This window comes from Synechococcus sp. TAK9802, from assembly GCF_014279535.1.
In the GTDB taxonomy this organism is placed as follows: domain Bacteria; phylum Cyanobacteriota; class Cyanobacteriia; order PCC-6307; family Cyanobiaceae; genus Parasynechococcus.
This window is the reverse complement of the sequence record NZ_CP047937.1, coordinates 142,801-162,615: the sequence shown is the minus strand read 5'-3', so window position 1 is coordinate 162,615 and position 19,815 is coordinate 142,801. Positions and strand designations below refer to the sequence as shown.

Here is a 19,815-nt window from a genome sequence, read left to right as displayed (position 1 = left end):
GATATCAAGATGAGGGGTTAGAAGCAGCAGAATGTTCTGGCAATGCTCCTTGAGCATTGAAGACCAAACGTATTGTTTTGAATAGAATCAAAAGGTCAAGCAAGAAAGAAAAATGTTTTATATAATACAGATCATAACTCAACTTGTTCGCGGAATCCTCGATGGAGGCTCCATAAGGATAGTTCACTTGAGCCCATCCACTCAAGCCAGGTCGAATATGATGCCTGAGCTCGTAAAACGGAATCTTGCGAGACAACTGCTGATCAAATTCCGGGCGTTCTGGACGCGGTCCAATCAAACTCATGGATCCAGCCAAAACACACCAGAGTTGAGGCAGCTCATCCACACGCGTAATCCTGAGCAAGGCCCCAACCTTTGTAATACGAGGATCTGATCTCGATGACCATTGCGCTCCTTGATACTCAGCATCAATTCGCATGGTTCGCAATTTCCAAATTTTAAAGGGACTCCCGTCTAGACCAGTACGAACCTGAGAGTAAAAAATAGGGCCTCGATCACTGAATTTAATCAATAGTGCTGATAGAAGTATCAGTGGACTTGTGATCAGCAATAAGGTCATAGCAACGACAACGTCACCTACACGTTTAAGGCGAACCTGAAAAGTGCTCTCAGCGACTGAAAAACCACCCGCAAGAAGATCCGCCTCTGAAAGAAAATCAGATGGGAATCTCTGCAGAACAGCCTCACACCATGCCAAACGATTATAAACTACAGATCCTCTCAACTGATATTGAGATAGGCTTTTCAAAAGGCCAGGATGTTGACCATGAAACCGATCAACAACGTACTTAACAAAAAATGTTTTGCTTAAGTTTTCTGGTTGTACGTGCTCAAATCGAATACGTACGCGAGACCATCTCAACAGCTCTTGAAGCCGTTGAAATCCTGAATCAGAACCAACATAGGCCCAAGTTGAAATGCTATCTTGATCTCGAATAGCTGACAAACGGCGAATTGTGAGCTGTAGAAATATACTTAAAACAGCAAGCAACAGCAAAAAAGGAATCAGGAAACTGTGAAATGAAGCCTGAACCGGGTTTTTGTTAAAAAGCCAAATATGAAGCAAAGTGATCCCAAGAGTCAGTAGCAAAGCAGTGCCTGTACCAATCAGCTGCTTGCCGACAAAATCCCAAGCTTCAATCTCAAAACCTCTTTTGTCTCCGCTGAAATACCGCCCAATAACATAACTAGCTAAAGACCAAAGCGTTAGCAAAAAAGCCAATCTTGGCGAAACAGCTGGCCAAATACCAAAGCACCACTTGTAAAGTACGTAATAAAGTAATGCAAAAAGAATTCCATCTGCGATGACAGCTCCAATCAAACGCTTTCTCGACAGAATCCAGGGAAGACTTAATTGCATTTATGGGTGGGCATAGATACAAAGATTGGGCAAAAGCGAACGCTAACGGGTAGGAGCGGAGCTCAAGCCCTCAACTGACAGTTAGTGAATCCTGCCACAACTAGGTAGCCACAAGACTTGCTCATGGATCCAAAAATTCCAAAAAATCGACTCTAGCGACGTGCTCACCTGAAGGGGTGGGAAGCTGAGAGCACGGGACAGATGAGTAAGCATCGGCCGAGTCGGCGGTGTTGGCGTGGATGCAACTACTTCTGCCTTCAGTTCTCTCAGCGTGCGGTCGTTATCAATAATGTTTTTTCGCCACCACCCATCGGGAACCCAGGCAGCGGTGGTTGAGGCGGTTGTCCTTGAGGGTGCAGTCCTTCAGAAAACGCCCTGATTGGGTGTTAGGGCTGAAACTTTCAGCCTCACGCGATTGAAGAGCCGGCCACTGCCCATCGGATGTCACGGCCATCAACCCCTCAACGCGGGCCTGAGCAATCAACAGGCGTCATGGACACAGTCTTCCGTACAGCGGAGCGATAGGGTCGTGGTACACCAAAGGCAACTGGGCTAATTCAATGACATGGGATTCGAACATCGGCAGGAGCGCAGAAACGACAGCAAGGTTCTTTTCGCGGTAGGCCACCGGTGTCACCGCCAACGTGCCAAGGCGATATTTGATGGCCACCGCACAGATGCTGAAAACTGTCACAAAGCATGGCCTGCCGGGCAGAGATCAGTTGGTGTTGATCAAGCGAAACAACGTCCAGATCTGCACCAAGCCCCCTAACGGCTGACTCACTGTGTTGATGGCATCACCGGCCCTAGCCAATTGACTGCGATTCACCAACACGGAATCGCCATCTTGCAGCGGCGGGTTGTTCTCATTCGATGCCGCTGCACTCAGGTCAAGCTTGAACCTCTTCAACTTGGCGCTGCCGTTCCGATTAATCCGAACAAGTTCCACATTTCGAGTGTTTGCACGGAAATTGGCACCACCGGCTGCCATCACCGCCTGCACCAAAGGAGTACTCGCTGGAAGTTTAAGACGTCCTGGCTTATTCACCTCACCGATCACGTTCACAGAAATCATCTGGGGCGAAAGATTCATCGCCGCCAACTCAACAGCTTCCTCAGGGGTTTCCTCAGCTTCAGAAATCCGAATCGTGTCGCCATCAAACAGAAAGGGGTTCTGGCTCTGGTTGCCATCAAGAACCAGAGCCAGCAGATCCAACTCCGCCTGTTTGTAACTGAGCTCGTTCTGCGTTGTTGGAAGACGGCGCTGCAGCACTACACCCCGCAGGTTGGCGTTCTGGGTGATGCCACCGGCCTTCTGAATCGCATCCACCACCGTTGGCAAGCCACTCAACCGAATTTTTGGCCCACCTGCGGTCTGGCCGGTCTCACTGGTGGTGAGGGAATAGATGCCGGGTCGTCCCACTTGACCCACCAGGGCCACTCGGATCGGGCGCGGCTTCACCACCCGCAGCTGCAGGTCCGGTCGCAGAAGCCTTGATACATCAGTTGGCTACTCAATTTCTAATATTTTCCAATTTAATTTTTACAGAAGTAGTAGCACTAATGTTCCTCAAGACAACCCACAAGCTCGTTCATATCTAAATGATGGCTCAACAAACTGGCGCGGATCCGGGAAAGCAGTACTAACGAGCCCACTGAGAGGTGCACCACTTTGGAGTGCACTTCGGTTGAGCTTTGGTCGCAACATAAATACAAGCAATAACATTGCACCGGGGTACTTGTTTGCAGAAACACCGTTTACATGGGAAGCAAATTCTAGAATTGCGATTAACATTAACCCGAAGATTGCTTGGTCCGGGTTAGGGAATCTGTGGGGATTAGGCATAAGCACAAATATTGACCTAGCTCCCAGCTGGGAAATAATTCCTGAGGCCAACATTGCTTTAAACTCTCAAAAAGAGAGCAACTACACACTAGCCCTCCGCTGGAATGTCTCTGAAAGTACTGCGATTGAAGTATATGGAAGCACTGCCTCCTCGCTGGTGGACATGGGCCAACTTCTTAACGCCGAACAGATCCGCTGGGGAAGTCGCTTAACATTCAAACTTTAAATCAAGAAATATTTTAGCTACTTGGACTAACTTGCTCCAGCAATCCATCTCTGGACAGACACAAAACAAATCACTACTGTCAAAGCGACAATTACATTACTGCCAATAAAAAGCTTGAAACATATGCAATTGAACAATTGACCACTATTGGCCCAAAAAGATTAATCAGATTTGCGAAGTTCGGAATCTAGATTTTATAAAAATGGCGGTACCACTCGGCAAAGTTTTGAACTCCCAATTCAATTGGGGTTGAAGGTTTAAAACCCACCCAATCCTCCAAGGCCTTGGTCTCTGCAGCCGTCGCCACCACGTCCCCAGGTTGCATCGGCTGAAAATCTTTGATCGCCTCCCGGCCCAAGGCCTGTTCCATCACTTCGATGAAGCGCAACAGCTCGGTTGGTTGAGAATTACCAATGTTGAACACCCGATGCGGTGCTGCCGCCGTGGCTGGGTCCGGCTGAAGCGGATCAAAAGCAGCATTTGCCGTGGCCGGCTTATCGCAACAACGCAGCACTCCCTCAACGATGTCATCGATATAAGTGAAATCCCGCTGCATCTTGCCGTAGTTGAACACCTTGATTGGCTCGCCCGCCAGGATCGCCCGGGCAAACAGCATCGGGGCCATATCGGGTCGCCCCCAAGGGCCATACACCGTGAAAAACCGCAGACCCGTAGACGGCAAACCATATAAATGGCTGTATGTGTGCGCCATCAGCTCATTGGCCTTCTTGCTAGCGGCGTAGAGGCTCACCGGATGGTTCACCGGCTGCTTCTCATGGAAAGGCAGATTGCGGTTTCCGCCATACACCGAACTGCTCGAAGCATATACAAGGTTTTCTGTGCCGTGATGGCGGCAACCTTCCAGGAGATGGCCAAAGCCCACAAGATTGCTCTGTATGTAAGCCGCCGGATTCTCCAGGGAGTAACGAACCCCCGCCTGTGCAGCCAAGTTAACTACCACTGACGGCTTCTCGGCAGCAAACAAAGCCATCAATGCATCGCCGTCTTCCAAGGCCATTTCCACAAAGCTCCAAGCACCCTCCGGGGCAACCGCCTTGATCTGACGCAGCCTCGCTTTCTTCAAGCTTGGGTTGTAGTAGTCGTTCAGGTTGTCGAGGCCGACAACCCGGTCTCCCTGCTGGAGCAGCCTCTGACTCAGGGCAGCTCCGATGAAACCAGCTGCACCTGTGACCAAAACAGTGCGTGCCATCAACCCTCTCCGTCGCCAACGCGCCATAGGCTTAGGCCAGCGGCTTTGATCTGGGCAGGATCGGTGACAGCCCTGGCATCAAAGACCCAGGCCGGCTTGCGCATCTTTCCGGCCAGATCTGACCAGTTCAGCTCTCGGTAATGCTGCCATTCGGTGAGTACCAACACAGCATCGGCCCCCATCACGGCATCCTCAACGCTGCCGGCCTCAGACCAACTGCCGGTGGAACTCAGCCGATCCACCTGAGAGGCTGACTCCCGATTCAGATCCCGAGCCATCTGCTCGGTTGCCACCTTGGGATCGTGGATAACGAGCTGCGCGCCCTCCTCCAGAAGATCGAGGCAGATGCGAATCGCCGGGGCCTCGCGGGTGTCGTTGGTGTCGGCCTTGAAGGCAAAACCAAGAATCGCGAGGCGCTTTCCCGTCACGGTGCCGAACAGCTTCTGCACCACCAACCGGGCAATGCGGTGCTGTTGCCAGGTATTCAACACCACTACGCTTTCCCAGTAATCCGCCACCTCCGGCAAGCCGAAATGCCGGCAGAGATACACCAGGTTGAGGATGTCCTTCTGGAAACAGCTGCCTCCGAAGCCGGGCCCGGCATTGAGAAATTTCGGGCCGATACGACTGTCGGTGCCAATGGCTCGGGCCACTTCGCGCACATCTGCCCCAGTGGCTTCGCAGAAGGCAGCGATCGAGTTGATCGAGCTGATCCGCTGAGCCAGGAAGGCATTAGCGGTGAGTTTGGAGAGCTCACTACTCCAGAGGTTGGTGCGCAGGATTTGCTGCTGCGGAACCCAATGGGCATAGATCGACGCAAGGGCATCAATGGAGGCCGAATCATCACCACCGATCAACACCCGGTCTGGCGCTTCTAGATCGCGAATGGCCGTTCCCTCTGCCAAGAACTCGGGATTGGAAAGCACCGTGAACGTGCGCTGATCCTCACCTTCACTGGCTGCTTCTAAAATGGTTTTGATCACTGCAGCTGTGCGCACCGGCAGGGTGCTCTTCTCCACGACGATCGTGTGGCCTTTAGCCGACTGGGCCACGGTGCGGGCGCAGGCCTCTACCCAGCGCAGGTCGCTGGCTTGGCCCGCCCCCAGCCCTTTCGTCTTTGTTGGTGTGTTCACCGAAATGAACACCATGTCGGCAGCCGCAATCGCGACTTCCACTTCTGTGGAGAAGCTGAGATTGCGCCCCCTGGCCCGGCCCACAACGGCATCCAGGCCAGGCTCATAAACCGGCAACCGGTTCAGGTCTGGATCGTTCCAAGCGTCGATCCGTGCTTGATTGAGATCCACCACGGTGACCTCCACCTGCGGACAGCGATCAGCGATCACCGCCATGGTTGGGCCGCCCACGTAGCCAGCACCGATACAGCAGATGCGATGGATGGTCACGCCTTAGACCGATCTTGTAGTGCAAGGAACTTACGGAACGAATCAATCGTCGGGTTCAAACCCTGCTCCAGTGACACAGTCGGCTGCCACTGCAACTGCTCGCGAGCTAAGTCGATCACCGGCTTTCGCTGCATCGGATCATCCTCAGGCAACGGTTTCTTGATCAACGGCAAGGCCGGGTTGATCCGCCCACGCACCAGCTCAGCCAGCTGGCGGATGGTGAATTCATCCGGATTACCAAAGTTCATTGGCCCCATATGAGCTCCATTCATCAACCGGATCATTCCTTCGATCAAATCGCTCACATAACAAAACGAACGGGTCTGGGACCCATCCCCGTAAAGCGTCAAGGGTTGACCTCGCAGAGCCTGAACGATGAAGTTGCTCACCACGCGGCCATCATCGGGCAGCATTCGAGGCCCGTAGGTGTTGAAAATCCGCATCACCCTCACCTCAACGCCGCTCATGCGCTGGTAGTCGAAACAGAGGGTCTCGGCGATGCGCTTGCCCTCGTCGTAACAGCTGCGGATGCCGATAGGGTTCACACAACCGCGGTAGCTTTCCGGCTGGGGATGCACCTCCGGATCGCCATAAACCTCACTGGTGCTCGCCAGCAGCAAGCGTGCTCCCACCCGCCTGGCCAGCCCCAGCATGTTGTAGGTACCTAGGAAGCTGGTTTTCGCGGTCTTTACCGGATTGAACTGATAGTGAATCGGCGAGGCCGGGCAAGCCAGATGCCAGATCCGATCCACCTCCAACTTGATCGGCTCGGTGACGTCGTGACGTATCAGCTCAAAACGGGGATGACCGATCCACTGGGCGATGTTGGCCTTGCGCCCAGTGAAGTAGTTGTCGAGGCAGATCACCTCCTCCCCAGCCTCCATCAAGCGATCGCAAAGATGAGAGCCAAGGAATCCGGCACCCCCTGTAACAAGGTGAATCTGCGTGCTCATGGGGTGCTCAATGTCTCCACGATCGCGGAGACAGGCGCGAGTGCAACGGTGGATTCCTCAACCTGTTGGTTCAAGGCCTTCAACCGCACCTCTCCACGCTCGGCCTCCTCATCCCCCAGCACCAGTGCCCAGCGGGCACGACTGCGGTCAGCCCGCTTGAACTGCTTGCCAAAGGCGGAGCCGGATGCATCCAACTCCACCCACAACCCAGCCGCCCGAAGGTCCCGCGCCAGAGCCAAGGCTGCAGGCTCGGCCTCCCCACCACGGTTCACCACATACACATCAGGGGCTGCAGCCGCCGTCAACCTCGCAGCTACACCCTGAGCATCCGCCTTCGCTGCTGCTTCCAGCACCAGCAACAACCTCTCCATGCCAAGAGCCCAGCCGATAGCGGGAGTTGGGGCGCCTCCCAGCTGGCCGATCAAGCCGTCGTAACGACCACCACCGCAGACGGTGGCCTGAGCCCCGAGTTGATCACTGGTGATCTCAAAGGCCGTGTGGTCGTAGTAGTCCAAACCACGCACCAGCCGCGGATTGAGCCGGAAAGGAATGCCCAGGGCGGTCAGCCCGCGCTGCACGTCTCCAAAACGCTCACGACTGGCCTCACAAAGGGCATCCGCCAACGTTGGCGCCTCCTCCAACAGCGCCTGGGTGGCTTTGTTTTTGGAATCGAGGATGCGCAGGGGATTGGTGCTCAACCGCGTCTGAGAATCGGGATCGAGGGCCTCAGACCGCTGCTCAAGCCAAGCCACCAGGGCCTTGCGGTAGGCCTGACGGTCTTCAGCCGTGCCGAGGCTATTCAGCTCCAACTGCAAGCCACCGACACCCAGGCTGGCGAGCAGATCCCAGGCCAGAGCAATCACCTCAACATCGCTGCGAGCCCGCTCTGCCCCGAGCCACTCCACCCCGATCTGATGGAACTGCCGCTGCCGACCCGCCTGAGGGCGCTCGTAGCGAAACATCGGACCCGCATACCAAAGCTTCTGGGCACCCTGACTGAGCAAACCGTGCTGAAGGGCAGCACGCACCACTGATGCGGTGCCCTCCGGCCGCAAGGTGCAGGAGCGATCGCCTCGATCCTGAAAGCTGTACATCTCCTTGCCCACCACATCAGTAGCTTCACCGATGCCACGGCAGAACAGGTCCGTCGTCTCCAGAAGCGGCGTCCGAATCTCACCAAATCCGGACCGCCGAAAATGCTCTCGCGCCTGAGCCTCAACCGCTTGCCAGCGCTGAAGCGCCTCCGGCAGCAGATCCACCATGCCCCTGAGGCTCTGGAGCTGACTCACGTGCGGGATGCAGATACAGCGATCCAGTCTGCCGGGTAAGACATCGACATCTCAAAGCCCCCAAGCCACGGCCTGCTTCAGAATCAGGACAACAAATGTATGAAGACATGAGCCGGCGCGTGCTGATCACCGGCGGAGCCGGTTTCATCGGAAGCCACACCTGCATAGTGCTGCTCGAAGCCGGCTACGACCTTCTCGTCCTAGACAACTTCTCCAACAGCTCTCCAGAAGCGCTCGCCAGAGTGGCCTCTCTTGCCGATGTGCCGCTGGACGGTCAACAGCTGCAGATCAAGCGCGGGGACATCCGCGATCCCATCACCCTCGATGAGCTCTTTTCAGCGGCTGCCGCCAGCGGTCGTCCCTTTGAAGCCGTCATCCATTTCGCCGGGCTCAAAGCGGTTGGCGAATCCGTTGAAAAGCCACTTTTTTACTGGGATGTCAACGTCGCGGGCTCACGAACTCTTCTCGCGGCCATGGATGCCCATGCCTGCCGCACCCTTGTCTTCAGCAGCAGCGCCACCGTCTACGGCTACCCCGAAACCGTTCCGATACTTGAATCGGCACCCATCCAACCCATCAACCCATACGGCTTTTCCAAAGCCGCTGTTGAACAGATGCTTGCCGATCTCAACAGCGGTACTCCAAACACCTGGCGCATCGCATCCCTCCGCTACTTCAACCCCGTGGGCGCCCATCCCAGCGGCCAGATCGGAGAAGACCCCCTCGGCATTCCCAACAACCTCTTCCCTTTCGTGTCGCAAGTGGCCGTCGGCCGCCGTGCTCAGCTCCGGGTGTTCGGCAGCGACTGGCCCACCCACGACGGGACCGGCGTACGCGATTACGTCCACGTGATGGATCTGGCGGAAGGCCACAAAGCCGCCCTAGAAACCCTGCTCAGTCAAGGGCCACAGCACCTCACTTGCAACCTCGGCAGCGGGGACGGAGCCAGTGTTCTTGACGTGGTCAACGCCTTTTCCGCCGCCAGCGGACAAGGCATTCCCTATGCCCTCGTTGACCGACGACCTGGCGATGCCGCGGTCACCATCGCCGATCCCTCACGCGCCGCTGACATTCTCCAATGGCGAACGAAGCGCACGCTCACCGACATCTGCCGCGATGGCTGGGCCTGGCAGCGGGCCAATCCCATGGGCTACCGACAATCCGAATGACGACCGGCGGAACACTGCTCTTAGCTGGCGGTGGCCACAGCCATGCGCTTCTGCTCAAACGCTGGGCCATGCAGCCAGAGCGACGCCCGCAACAGAGCATCACCCTGGTCAACCGCTGCAGTACAGCCCTGTACTCAGGCATGGTGCCGGGGTTGATTGCCGGGCTGTATCAACGCGACGAGCTCGCCATCGACCTTCGACAGCTCTGTGACCGAGCCGGGGTGGCCTTTGTTGAAGCGGAAATTACCGGCTTAGACACCGAACAAAACTGTCTGCACCTGCGCGACCGTCTTGCACTCCACTTCGACTGGCTGAGCCTGGATGTGGGAGCTGTGAGTCGACCGAGCACCGCAGGGGTCCCCATCAAACCGTTGGAAGCCGCGCTCGCCTTCCTCGAAAACGAAGACCCAAGCGACCCCAGGCCACTGCGGGTAGTCGGGGCCGGAGCTGCCGGCCTGGAAGTGGTCCTGGCCCTGCGCCGTCGCTGGCCACAACGCGAGCTCCAGCTGCAACAGCGCAGGGGACAACTAGATCCAGCCGTCCAACACGTGCTGCGAAAGGCCAATATCGCCGTCACCGACGACGACAGCCACCACAACGGACCCAGCCTGCTCTGCACAGGAAGCCAGGGGCCCGCCTGGCTGGCGACGACTGGTCTGCCCTTAAGTCCCAATGGCCGGGTCCGCACCGATCGCCACCTGAGGGTCGAAGGCCATCCATGCCTATTCGCCAGCGGCGACTGTGCCGTGGTCAGCGCATCACCCCGGCCAGCGTCTGGGGTATGGGCGGTGCGCGCCGGACGCCCCTTGGCCATCAATCTGGAAGCGGCCTGCCAGGGGCAACCCTTGCGGCCCTGGCATCCCCAGCGCAAGGCGCTGCAGCTCATCGGCAGTCATGAAGATGCTGCCTGGGCGCGTTGGGGCGGCTGGCGACTGGGGCCATCCCGCCAGCTTTGGCACCTGAAGCAACGCATTGATCGGGCCTTCATGACTGGATTTCTACAGCCAGCAGCGATGGCCGATGCAGCACCGAAGGCCTGCCGGGGCTGCGCGGCCAAGTTACCGGCCCAACCCCTGGCAGCAGCACTGGAGCGAGTGGGACTTGGCGGACAGCCCGAAGACGCCGCCCATCCCGCTGGGCATCCAGGACTCCTACAGAGCACGGATGGCTTTCCAGCCCTGGTGAGTGACCCCTGGCTCAATGGTCGTCTGACGGCCCTGCACGCCTGCTCTGATCTCTGGGCCTCCGGTGCCCCGGTCTCCAGCGCCATGGCAACGATTACGCTGCCGATGGTTTCAGCCGACGAACAGCAGGAGCTGCTGGTGCAGACCCTGGCAGGAATCCGCTCGGCTCTGGATGAACAGTGCGCCGAGCTGATCGGTGGACACACGATGGAATCCCGCAGCGCCTCACCGCTGCCGGCCAGCCTCGGGGTACAGATCACCCTCACGGTGAACGGCAACAGCCCCCAATCACCCTGGCTGAAAACAGGACTGCGTCCAGGAGATGCCCTGCTGATCAGTCGCCCCCTGGGCACCGGAGTGCTGTTTGCGGGGGCCATGAGTGGCGCCACCAAGGCGGCTGATCTGGATACTGCGCTTCAGACCATGGCGTGGAGCCAGCACACGCTGCTTGAGGAGATCGAGCCTATCCGCGGGAGCATTCATGCCTGCACGGACATCACCGGTTTCGGACTGCTCGGGCATCTGGGCGAAATGCTCCATAACAGTCCAGGACTGATGGTCCAGCTCGACGGTTATGCCATCCCGGCGTACACCGGCGCAATGGAGCTTTTCGAACGCGGCATTTCGAGCACACTGGCACCCTCCAACCGGGCAGCATTGCGTCTGCTGGATGGGCCCGTTCAGCTGAAACATCACGTGTCCCAGGACATGCTCGAACTGCTGGTGGACCCGCAGACCTGTGGCCCCTTACTGCTGGCCTGCAGCAGCCAAGCCGCCGCTCAACTCACTCAGAACGGCCAATGGATTCAGATAGGCAACGCAACAGACGTGCCTGCATGAGGTTTTGCAACAAATGCTCCATGACCGGGCTCCGGCACGCTGCTTTCTAGCCATTCGGTGATGAATAGTCATCTGTTATTCATCATGAATTATCCAGAGCCTCACGGCGGAGCCTATTCAATTCCTGTCCCAATGCAGGGCCAGGACACCAGCCAGAGTCCAGGAGCTGACTGGCGGTCTTCGGCGATTTGATCTTCCGCCAGCGCCCCCACCAGCGCAAAAGAGGTTTCCACTGAACGGGCATCAGGCAGACCAGCAAAGCCACACTTTCAGCCTTCGCACCACGCGCCTCTAGAGCCTCTGACCAGACCGACGGGGGCGACGACACACGCGGGGCATCCGCAAGAAGCCATTGCTTCAAATCCACCATCTGGCGTAACCACTGCTGCTGCTGACCAGGAAGCTGAAGTCGCTGCGCAACGCACAAGGGATGACTGACACCGGACACCAAAGACAACATGAGGGGAATCTCCAGCCGCTGAGCCCAGTGCAGACGCCGCATCAGTAGCGAATCGCCCTGCAGGCTGGGATCAATCAGCGACAAAGCCTGCCATTGCTGCAGAAAAGCGATGGCCTGTTCCCAAGGTTCATGCTGGAACAAACGGTCGAGTTCCATCCTTAGACGGGTCGAGAGCGCCGGTGGGGCCGCGGAAGCTGAAGCGTTAGTGGACCAAGCCCAAGGCCAGGCCTGAATGGTTTGGGTGATTTGGTCCTGAGTTTTTTCATCCAAAGTGAACCCCAGCCGAGCCGCATAGCGCGCTGCCCTGATCACGCGCGTGGGGTCATCCCCGATGCTGCGGTCATGCAGCAGTGTCAATTGCTTGTCGGTCAACCCGCGTTGACCCGAATGGAAATCAACCAACTGCTCAGCCATTAGGTCAATGGCCATAGCATTGATGGTGAAATCCCGCCGGAGAAGATCTTGCTCCAACGTGCCGGGTTCCACCTTGGGATTCTGAGCGGGAACCGGGTAGATCTCCCGCCGGGCTGACGCCAAATCAACAGGGATTCCATCGAAGCGCAGTGCAACTGTCCCGTAAGCCCCGTAATGCTGCACATCCGTGACCCGTTGCGAACCACAGCGCTGCATCAGCACGTCCGTTAGGGCCAGAGCATTCCCCTCGACAACCCAATCCAAATCAGGAACACCGGCCCATGGAACACCATGCAGCTGATGCAGCAGCAGGTCTCTGACCACGCCACCCACGAGGGCCAGCCGCTTTACTCCTGCGTCTTGAGCAGCACCACGCAACTCAGACACTAACGATGGCGGCACACCCGGCAGATCCAATGCGCGGTGCTTCAGTCGGCAGCTCAATCATCACGCATCTGCATGGGATTGACCCCTTGCGATCAATCGCATCAACCAACAGGCTCGATTGGGGCGAGACGCGGATCCAGGATCTTGGGACCCATCCCTGCGAACTTGACCGCGATAGACACCTTCTCGCCACTACCGAAGGTATGGGTGATCTCCCCGACACCGAAGCTGGCGTGCATCACCTGGTCACCCACCTGCCAGCTCCGACCAGGAGCTGGCCCTGCCTGACGTCGCCGCACCGCATTCGCGGGGGCTAACGACGGTTTGTCCCGATCCACACGGGTGAGCCGTTCCAGGCGCCGCTCGCGCCGAAGCGCTGCTCCACCACTCTGGGGAATGTCCCCCTGCACCAGGGCCTCCGGCAGCTCCGAAAGAAACACCGACGGAACAGCCGCCTCGCGCATCCCGCCCCAAAGCCGACGTTCGCTGGCGTGGGAGAGAAACAAACGCTCCTTCGCACGGGTGATACCCACGTAACAGAGGCGACGTTCTTCCTCCAGAGACGCCGGATCATCAAGGGAGCGGTAGCTGGGGAACAAGCCCTGCTCCATGCCCACCAAACACACCACCGGGAACTCCAAACCTTTGCTGCTGTGCAGGGTCATCAAGGTGACCCGGTCCGCTTCGGTGTCTTTGCTATCGGCATCACTGGCAAGTGCCGCTGAGGCTAAAAAGCCTTCGAGATCTCCCTCGTCGTTCTCCTCCTGGTACTGAAGGGCGGCGTTCACCAATTCCTGCAGGTTGCGACGCCGTTCCTCGGCCTCATCCGTGCCATCAGCGATCAACTCGCTGACATAACCGCTTTTCTCCATCACCTGCTGAATCAGTTCCGAGGGAGCCACCTCACGACTGCGCGACTGGAGATCATTAACCAGATCGCAGAACTGCAGTAGTCCCTTGGCGGAACGACCTCCCAGAGAACGCACCGCTTCGGAGTCACTCACCACATCCCACAGCGGAATGCCTAGTTGATTGGCCGCATCGGTAAGCCGCTGGATCGTGGTCTTGCCGATGCCGCGCTTAGGCACATTGATCACTCGCAGCAGGCTGACGGTGTCCGCCGGATTGATCAGCAGCCGCAGATAGGCCAAAAGATCTTTGATCTCACGCCGGTCGTAGAAGCGCAGACCTCCCACAACGATGTAGGGGATGCCCCAGCGCACCAGCGATTCTTCGATCGCACGGGACTGGGCATTGGTGCGGTAAAGCACAGCCATGTCACCCCAACTGAGCTCAGGATTGGAAGCTTCCATCGTGCGCAAACGGTGCACCACGGCTTCCGCTTCAGCGATTTCGTCATCGCATCGGGTGAGAGAAATCAATTCCCCCTCACCACGTGTGGGTCGCAACACCTTGTCGATCCGTTCGCTGTTGTTGGAAATCAGCTCGTTGGCCGCTTCAAGGATCGTGGCGGTGGAGCGGTAATTCTCCTCCAGCTTCACCATCGTCCGGGTGATGTCATCCGGCGCCTGGTCTCCGAAGTCGTCTTGAAAGCCCATCAGGATCGTGAAATCCGCAGCCCGGAAGCTATAGATGCTCTGGTCGGCGTCACCCACCACAAACACCGAACGGCCGGACCAGTCGTCGACATCCTGAGGGTGCTTGCCATCAGTCACGAGCAGCTTGATCAGCTCGTACTGGGTGCGGTTGGTGTCCTGATACTCATCCACCAGCACATGCCGAAAGCGGCGGTACCAGTAGCTGCGCACTTGCTCATTCTGCTGCAGCAACTGCACCGGCAACAACAGGAGGTCGTCGAAATCGAGGGCGTTGTTGGCCGCTAGAGCTTTGCGGTAACGCCGGTAGACATCGGCAGTGAGCTTGCCCCGCTGCCCTTCAGCATTGGCCTCAAGCTGATCGGGAAGCCAGCCTTGGTTTTTAGCGTTGCTGATCGCCCAACGGGTCTTCTTGGGGTCAAAGCGCTTGGGATCCAGCTGCAGTTCCTGGGTGACGATCTCTTTAACCAGACTCTGGGCATCCGCTTCGTCGTAGATCGAAAACTGCTTGGTCCAAGTGAGTCCTTCGAAATCCTGGTATTTGTCGATGTCGTAGCGGAGCATCCGCGCAAACAACGCGTGGAAGGTGCCGATCCAGAGTTCTTTGGTGACTTCGCGGTAAATGCGCGAACGCAACTGACGCTGCTCCACCGGCGGCAGGGTGCTCCAAGGCTGGCCGTATTGACTCTGTGCCAGCTTCTGAGCCAAGAGCAGCTCGAGCCGTTCCTTCATCTCCCGAGCGGCCTTGTTGGTGAAGGTCACCGCCAGAATCTGCCCCGGGTCTGCACCGTGCTCCCCAATCAGGTGAGCGATGCGATGGGTCAGGGCCCGGGTCTTACCGCTACCGGCCCCAGCAACCACCAGCAGAGGACCTTCGTGGTGATCCACCGCCCTGCGCTGGGCATCGTTAAGACCTGCGAGAAAACTCATGAACGCATTTTAGAGGAAGTAAGCGCAAGAACATGACCAAAGCATCACTCCAAAACTGCAACTCATTGCCAACAATCAACATATTTAACTAAAAATACGCGATAATTACTAGGCCATTTTCCTTTGCCAAAAATCAAAAAACAGCAGAAAACAGATACATTGCTACATACTAAAAAAATCAAACTCGTCCGTCAGCGCCATGCCTGACTGGCCATTCATGGATTAAACTATTAGGGAAAGCAACAGGAACATGACCCAAGAAAATCCGACAATTAAAGTCGATTTATCATTAGTGCTTTGCACATACGGAAGAACAAATGAAGTGGACAACTTTCTCGATTCAATTTATAGACAGACGAAAAAGCCAACAGAAATTATCATAGTAGATCAAAACGAAGAAAATATATTGCACTATATTATAAAAAAGTGGAGCGAAAAGCTCCCGATAATACATAAAAGAGTAAACTTCAAAGGAGCGTCTAGATCGAGAAATTTCGGCGCCAAACAAGCTGTGTCGGCATTAATAGCCTTTCCTGATGACGATTGCCTATATCCACCTAGACTTATAGAAAATATCACAAAATTATTCCAGCAAAAACGGGAATTCGAAACTATTTTGACGGCAAAGATCGAACCATCAGAGATCAGTAGTTGCTTATCCAAACCAAGCCTAAATTACTCATGGGTGACTTCATCACTAGACTTATTCAAAGCTAAGGCTGAAACCTCGAATATCTTTGCCAGAAAATCAAAACTTGAATCACTTCCATTTATCTTCAACGAGAATATCGGGCCAGGCGCAAACACTCCGTGGGCATCCAACGAAGAAACAGATTTATTAATTCGACTTCTCAAGCAAGGAATAAAGATAATTAAGTTAAAAGAATTATCGATTGCCCATCACTCACTTCAAGTATCTCCCGCCAGAAGCCTAAAATACGGCATGGGAAGATTCGAAGTGATATCAACACATCGGCTGGGTGCAGGAATATATTTGATTAATTTATTTCAGCCCATAGTGAGATATCTGAAAAATCCAAAGCCATACAACCTTTTACTATGCATCGCAACAATACTAGGGAGGTCTGGAATAATAAATCAAGTATTCAAAATATTTAATTCTCGAACTGGCGATTAACAGCGTTACTAGGGTTTATTCGATATCTAGACCCTGCAATTATTCCTATTGCCATCCAGAAAAAAGGGAAATCGCCAAGGTGTCCATTATGCATTGAATATACGAGAGCCTGAGCTGCCATAAGGCCGGAAGGAAGAACAGAAGGATCAATTCTTAACTCTTTATAAAAACTGACCAAAGGGGAAAACATGCAATAAAGCAGCGGCAGAGTCATTGAAATACCGCCAATTGCCAGGGACTCAAACAAATAATTGTGAGGATAATAAATACCTTTCTCAATCTCAAGCTTGCCAAGTATCTCTTGTAAATGAAAGCCAATTCCCAGGAAAGGATTAGCCACAAACTGCTCAAAAGATACTTTCCAAAATTCTAAGCGTGTTAGCACAGTAACCGCAGATCGTGATGTAAACAATTTCTCCACCAAATGAGGAGAAGTACTTATCAAGAGGACTAATACAGAAAATCCGATCACTAACTGCAAAGAGTATTTCGTTTTCGCTAAGGCTGTAAAGTTAAGACGTGAACGCAGCAATAAAACTGACGCAGAGATAATAAGCAAGCTGGCCAACAGGACTCCCCTAGTTGCGCTATAAATAATAATAAACGAACCAATAAATATGCCTAGACATGTAATCAATCGGCCTGAATTGATCCCAGTCGAGTTTACCTTACACAATATAATACGAGCAAAGCAAAGCAGAACCAAAGAACAGCCTGCATTCGCACATGTAATGGCATTTAAGTGTTCTAAATAAAAACGACCTTGAGATAAACCAGGATCTATAACAAAACAGATAATTGAAGCTCCAAGCAAAATAACTCCGTACTTGACTTGCCTAATAAGTACTGAGTCAAGACTTTGCTGTGACGCTAAAATATAAGAACAAATCGCAATTGGCAAAGAGCTTCCTAAACTCCAAGCCAATAATTCCCATAGCGGCAAAGCTAAGGCAACGCCCGATACATAGACATCAAAAAAGAGTCTTATTAGGTAGAAAAACCAAAACAAAACGACAGAGAAAACCCATAAATTAAAATAATTTTGCATTTTTTTATCCCGTAAAAAAATATAAATATACACGTAGCTAAATATCATTATTGAAAATCTAAGCACGAGCATTACTAATCGATTATCAACACTCAAAAGATTGGCAAATGAAGACAAGAATACCTGGCCAAATAGAATTGATGAGAGATAAATACCAGGAAAATGAGTCCTGAACTCGGATACTACTTGTTTCCATATATTTTCTGGCAAAACGACTCGTAAAAATCGGTACCTTAACATTCTACATCAAATGACTGCAACTCAATCATATTGCGGAAACTACTTGATGTTGAACGAAGTTGATCAAATTGGCCACTTGCTATAATCTTTCCATCCAGGAATTCATATATGCGATCACATTTTTTTATAGTAGATAATCTGTGGGCGATTACTAGAGTCGTACACCTTCTTCCAATTATCTCAATAGACTGCATCACTTCCGACTCTGTTTGGTTGTCTAATGCACTTGTAGCTTCATCTAGAATTAAAAACTTGGCTTGTCTATAGAAAGCCCTAGCTAGAGCTAATCTTTGACGTTGACCACCAGAGAGACTGATACCATTATCACCAATAGGCGTATAAATTCCGTACGGAAGTTCAGAAACAATCTCATCTAATTGAGCAGCAGCTAGAGCATCCCAAACTTTATCTTCCTCCACTTCTTCTGGTACCTGTCCAAAAGCTACATTAGAAATAATCGAATCTGATAATAACTGAATTGATTGCGGAACTTTTGCGCAACATGAGTACCAAGCAGAAATTTCACTATCCAGCAGTGGAATACCATCTAGAAGAAGATTTCCTTTCTGTGGATGCAATAATGACAGCAAAATATTAGCTGCGGTTGACTTACCACTTCCCGAAGGCCCAACAAAAGCAACACGTGATCCTACTGGAATATCTAAAGTAATTCCTTGAAGGACTGACTTATCAGTCAAGGGATAGGAATAGTGTACACCTGAAAGACTAATTGATCTTTGTGGAAAAATCCCCTCAGCGCATGAAACACTACTTTTGACATCAGAGGAATTCAAAAAATTCGTATTATTTAGGAGTGACAAGATATTTTTAATTTCAGGTAATCCACCCCTAAGTATAGAGATAGAAGCAAAGAGATCCTGCAGAGGTTTTGCAAGCCTCAAAGCACCTACAGATAAAATTGACAAGAATGGGAGAATTTCAACAATCTTTTCTTGCTGCCCGGAAAGAATTTGTGGCAAAACACCCACCAAGAAAATTGCAGAGATACCTAAGGGCTCAATGAACAATCTTGGAACTTCAGGCAATACCACGGTATTTACCACGGACTTCTTATAAATTTGCGTAGAATCAATATAACGCTTAATAAAATACTCTTCGTTTAAACCCAACTTTAAATCAGCAACTGACCCAAGCGATTCAAAAAAACTCTTGGTATATTTTTCCCTATTAGCAATTTTTTGGTTAGATGCAAATCGAAGCCTTGGTGTTATAAAATAAGATAAGGCTACGTACATCACAAGCATTGAAATTATCAATACGAAAGACGCGCCACCCCCTACATACAAAATTCCAGCTACTAACATAGCTATAGTAATTATACAGCTTATTGCTCTCAATGCAGGTGTAAGTATATCTCGAAGAAGTGCTTCCAAGTTAGACAATAGGTCTGAAGCAAGAGAAGTAATACTCCCTGAGAGGTGGCGTTCATATGGCTGCTCAAGAATCTGCCTAAAAATACGGCCTGAAAGATTAAGCCATATCTCTCCAGCAAGATTTTCTTGCATGAAACGTAGTGATAAACGAACAGCTGATTGCAGCCAATTTACTAATATAAAAATTGCTATAAGCCACAAAGATTGTTCATATACACTTGCGCCAAATACTTTTATGCCAGGAAGAAGATTTTCTAAATCACTACCTACAAGGCTACCCGTAAGTCTGCCTATCGCCGCAACGGCAGCAAAATCAAGAAAGCCAGACAATATTGAGGCTGGTAGTATGAACCAAACCCTGGACAAAACATTAGGTTCAACATAACTAATGAGCTGTCTTAGCCCAATCAGCGTCCTACTAGCAAACACATTTTGCACATTAAGTGAACAAGTAATACTATTTTAATTGGCTAAGTTCAGATTCTAAAAAATTGCAGACAGCCACTCAACCGATTGACCACCAATCCCGACTCGCAGCAGCACTATTAAGTTTTTATCAAATAACTCTAAGTTTCTGCAATTGATGGAAGGAACTAATCTATACCTCTTCTCATCCTAAAGCAAATAGGGCTCTGTAGGCATCATTAGAATATGTTTTGAATCATTTAAGCAAATTGATATATTGCAGAGAACAGATTGTGCAGTGATTACTTCTCAGAGTGCTCAAGCAACTCAAGTTGAATGCAG

Annotated in this window: 14 protein-coding genes; 3 read left to right on the top strand and 11 right to left on the bottom strand. The window is 52.9% G+C overall.

Translation table 11 applies throughout. The annotated features are described in order from the left end of the window. Positions 1-4: 4 nt before the first annotated feature. From SynTAK9802_RS00820 to hisS, 7 genes are all read right to left on the bottom strand, one after another. Positions 5-1,342, bottom strand: coding sequence for an exopolysaccharide biosynthesis polyprenyl glycosylphosphotransferase (locus SynTAK9802_RS00820; RefSeq protein WP_255487791.1), 1,338 nt, complete (start codon positions 1,340-1,342; stop codon positions 5-7). A 529-nt stretch (positions 1,343-1,871) separates the two neighbouring features. Continuing rightward, entirely contained in the window at positions 1,872-2,051 is a 180-nt protein-coding gene (locus SynTAK9802_RS00815) for a hypothetical protein (protein ID WP_186496804.1), read from the bottom strand. A gap of 48 nt (positions 2,052-2,099) precedes the next feature. Beyond that, positions 2,100-2,846 carry a polysaccharide biosynthesis/export family protein gene (locus SynTAK9802_RS00810; RefSeq protein ID WP_255487790.1) on the bottom strand — a complete coding sequence of 249 codons (747 nt, stop codon included), beginning with the start codon at positions 2,844-2,846 and terminating at the stop codon, positions 2,100-2,102. Between the two features lie 794 nt (positions 2,847-3,640). Continuing rightward, entirely contained in the window at positions 3,641-4,663 is a 1,023-nt protein-coding gene (locus SynTAK9802_RS00805) for an NAD-dependent epimerase (RefSeq protein ID WP_186496802.1), read from the bottom strand. Next, a complete protein-coding gene (locus SynTAK9802_RS00800; protein WP_186496800.1) occupies positions 4,663-6,066 on the bottom strand; it encodes a nucleotide sugar dehydrogenase in 1,404 nt (467 codons plus the stop codon). The genes SynTAK9802_RS00805 and SynTAK9802_RS00800 overlap by 1 nt, the downstream gene beginning before the upstream one ends. Beyond that, a complete protein-coding gene (locus SynTAK9802_RS00795; protein WP_186496790.1) occupies positions 6,063-7,019 on the bottom strand; it encodes a UDP-glucuronic acid decarboxylase family protein in 957 nt (318 codons plus the stop codon). Before SynTAK9802_RS00795 ends, SynTAK9802_RS00800 begins: the two co-directional genes overlap by 4 nt. Further along, a complete protein-coding gene (hisS, locus tag SynTAK9802_RS00790; RefSeq protein WP_186496788.1) occupies positions 7,016-8,308 on the bottom strand; it encodes a histidine--tRNA ligase in 1,293 nt (430 codons plus the stop codon). Before hisS ends, SynTAK9802_RS00795 begins: the two co-directional genes overlap by 4 nt. Before the next feature lie 107 nt (positions 8,309-8,415). Between hisS and galE the strand changes: the two genes are divergently transcribed. Together galE and selD are read left to right on the top strand one after the other, a co-directional pair. Continuing rightward, positions 8,416-9,477 (top strand): UDP-glucose 4-epimerase GalE, encoded by a 1,062-nt coding sequence (gene galE / locus SynTAK9802_RS00785; RefSeq protein ID WP_186496786.1) that lies wholly within the window; start codon positions 8,416-8,418, stop codon positions 9,475-9,477. Next, positions 9,474-11,501 carry a selenide, water dikinase SelD gene (gene selD / locus SynTAK9802_RS00780; protein ID WP_186497918.1) on the top strand — a complete coding sequence of 676 codons (2,028 nt, stop codon included), beginning with the start codon at positions 9,474-9,476 and terminating at the stop codon, positions 11,499-11,501. Before galE ends, selD begins: the two co-directional genes overlap by 4 nt. 82 nt (positions 11,502-11,583) lie before the next feature. On the opposite strand, the gene SynTAK9802_RS00775 is transcribed toward selD, so the two are convergent. Together SynTAK9802_RS00775 and SynTAK9802_RS00770 are read right to left on the bottom strand one after the other, a co-directional pair. Then, positions 11,584-12,762, bottom strand: coding sequence for a CCA tRNA nucleotidyltransferase (locus SynTAK9802_RS00775; protein ID WP_370586367.1), 1,179 nt, complete (start codon positions 12,760-12,762; stop codon positions 11,584-11,586). Between the two features lie 101 nt (positions 12,763-12,863). After that, positions 12,864-15,248, bottom strand: coding sequence for a UvrD-helicase domain-containing protein (locus SynTAK9802_RS00770; protein ID WP_186496782.1), 2,385 nt, complete (start codon positions 15,246-15,248; stop codon positions 12,864-12,866). Positions 15,249-15,498: 250 nt separating this feature from the next. Here SynTAK9802_RS00770 and SynTAK9802_RS00765 point away from each other — a divergent pair, with 250 nt between their 5' ends. After that, on the top strand, positions 15,499-16,386 hold the full coding sequence (locus SynTAK9802_RS00765; protein WP_186496780.1) for a glycosyltransferase family 2 protein: 888 nt from the start codon (positions 15,499-15,501) through the stop codon (positions 16,384-16,386). Here SynTAK9802_RS00765 and SynTAK9802_RS00760 read toward each other — a convergent pair. Next, positions 16,364-17,551, bottom strand: a complete 1,188-nt coding sequence (locus SynTAK9802_RS00760) for an O-antigen ligase (protein WP_186496778.1) — start codon at positions 17,549-17,551, stop codon at positions 16,364-16,366. The genes SynTAK9802_RS00765 and SynTAK9802_RS00760 overlap by 23 nt on opposite strands. A 116-nt stretch (positions 17,552-17,667) precedes the next feature. Next, a complete protein-coding gene (locus tag SynTAK9802_RS00755) occupies positions 17,668-19,497 on the bottom strand; it encodes an ABC transporter ATP-binding protein (RefSeq protein WP_255487890.1) in 1,830 nt (609 codons plus the stop codon). Between the last annotated feature and the right edge of the window lie 318 nt (positions 19,498-19,815).

Coding starts and splice junctions, on each gene's coding strand:
- SynTAK9802_RS00805 (WP_186496802.1), bottom strand. CDS start 4,663: ATGGCACGCACTGTTTTGGTCACAGGTGCAGCTGGTTTCATCGGAGCT.
- SynTAK9802_RS00795 (WP_186496790.1), bottom strand. CDS start 7,019: ATGAGCACGCAGATTCACCTTGTTACAGGGGGTGCCGGATTCCTTGGC.
- galE (WP_186496786.1), top strand. CDS start 8,416: ATGAGCCGGCGCGTGCTGATCACCGGCGGAGCCGGTTTCATCGGAAGC.
- selD (WP_186497918.1), top strand. CDS start 9,474: ATGACGACCGGCGGAACACTGCTCTTAGCTGGCGGTGGCCACAGCCAT.
- SynTAK9802_RS00770 (WP_186496782.1), bottom strand. CDS start 15,248: ATGAGTTTTCTCGCAGGTCTTAACGATGCCCAGCGCAGGGCGGTGGAT.
- SynTAK9802_RS00765 (WP_186496780.1), top strand. CDS start 15,499: ATGACCCAAGAAAATCCGACAATTAAAGTCGATTTATCATTAGTGCTT.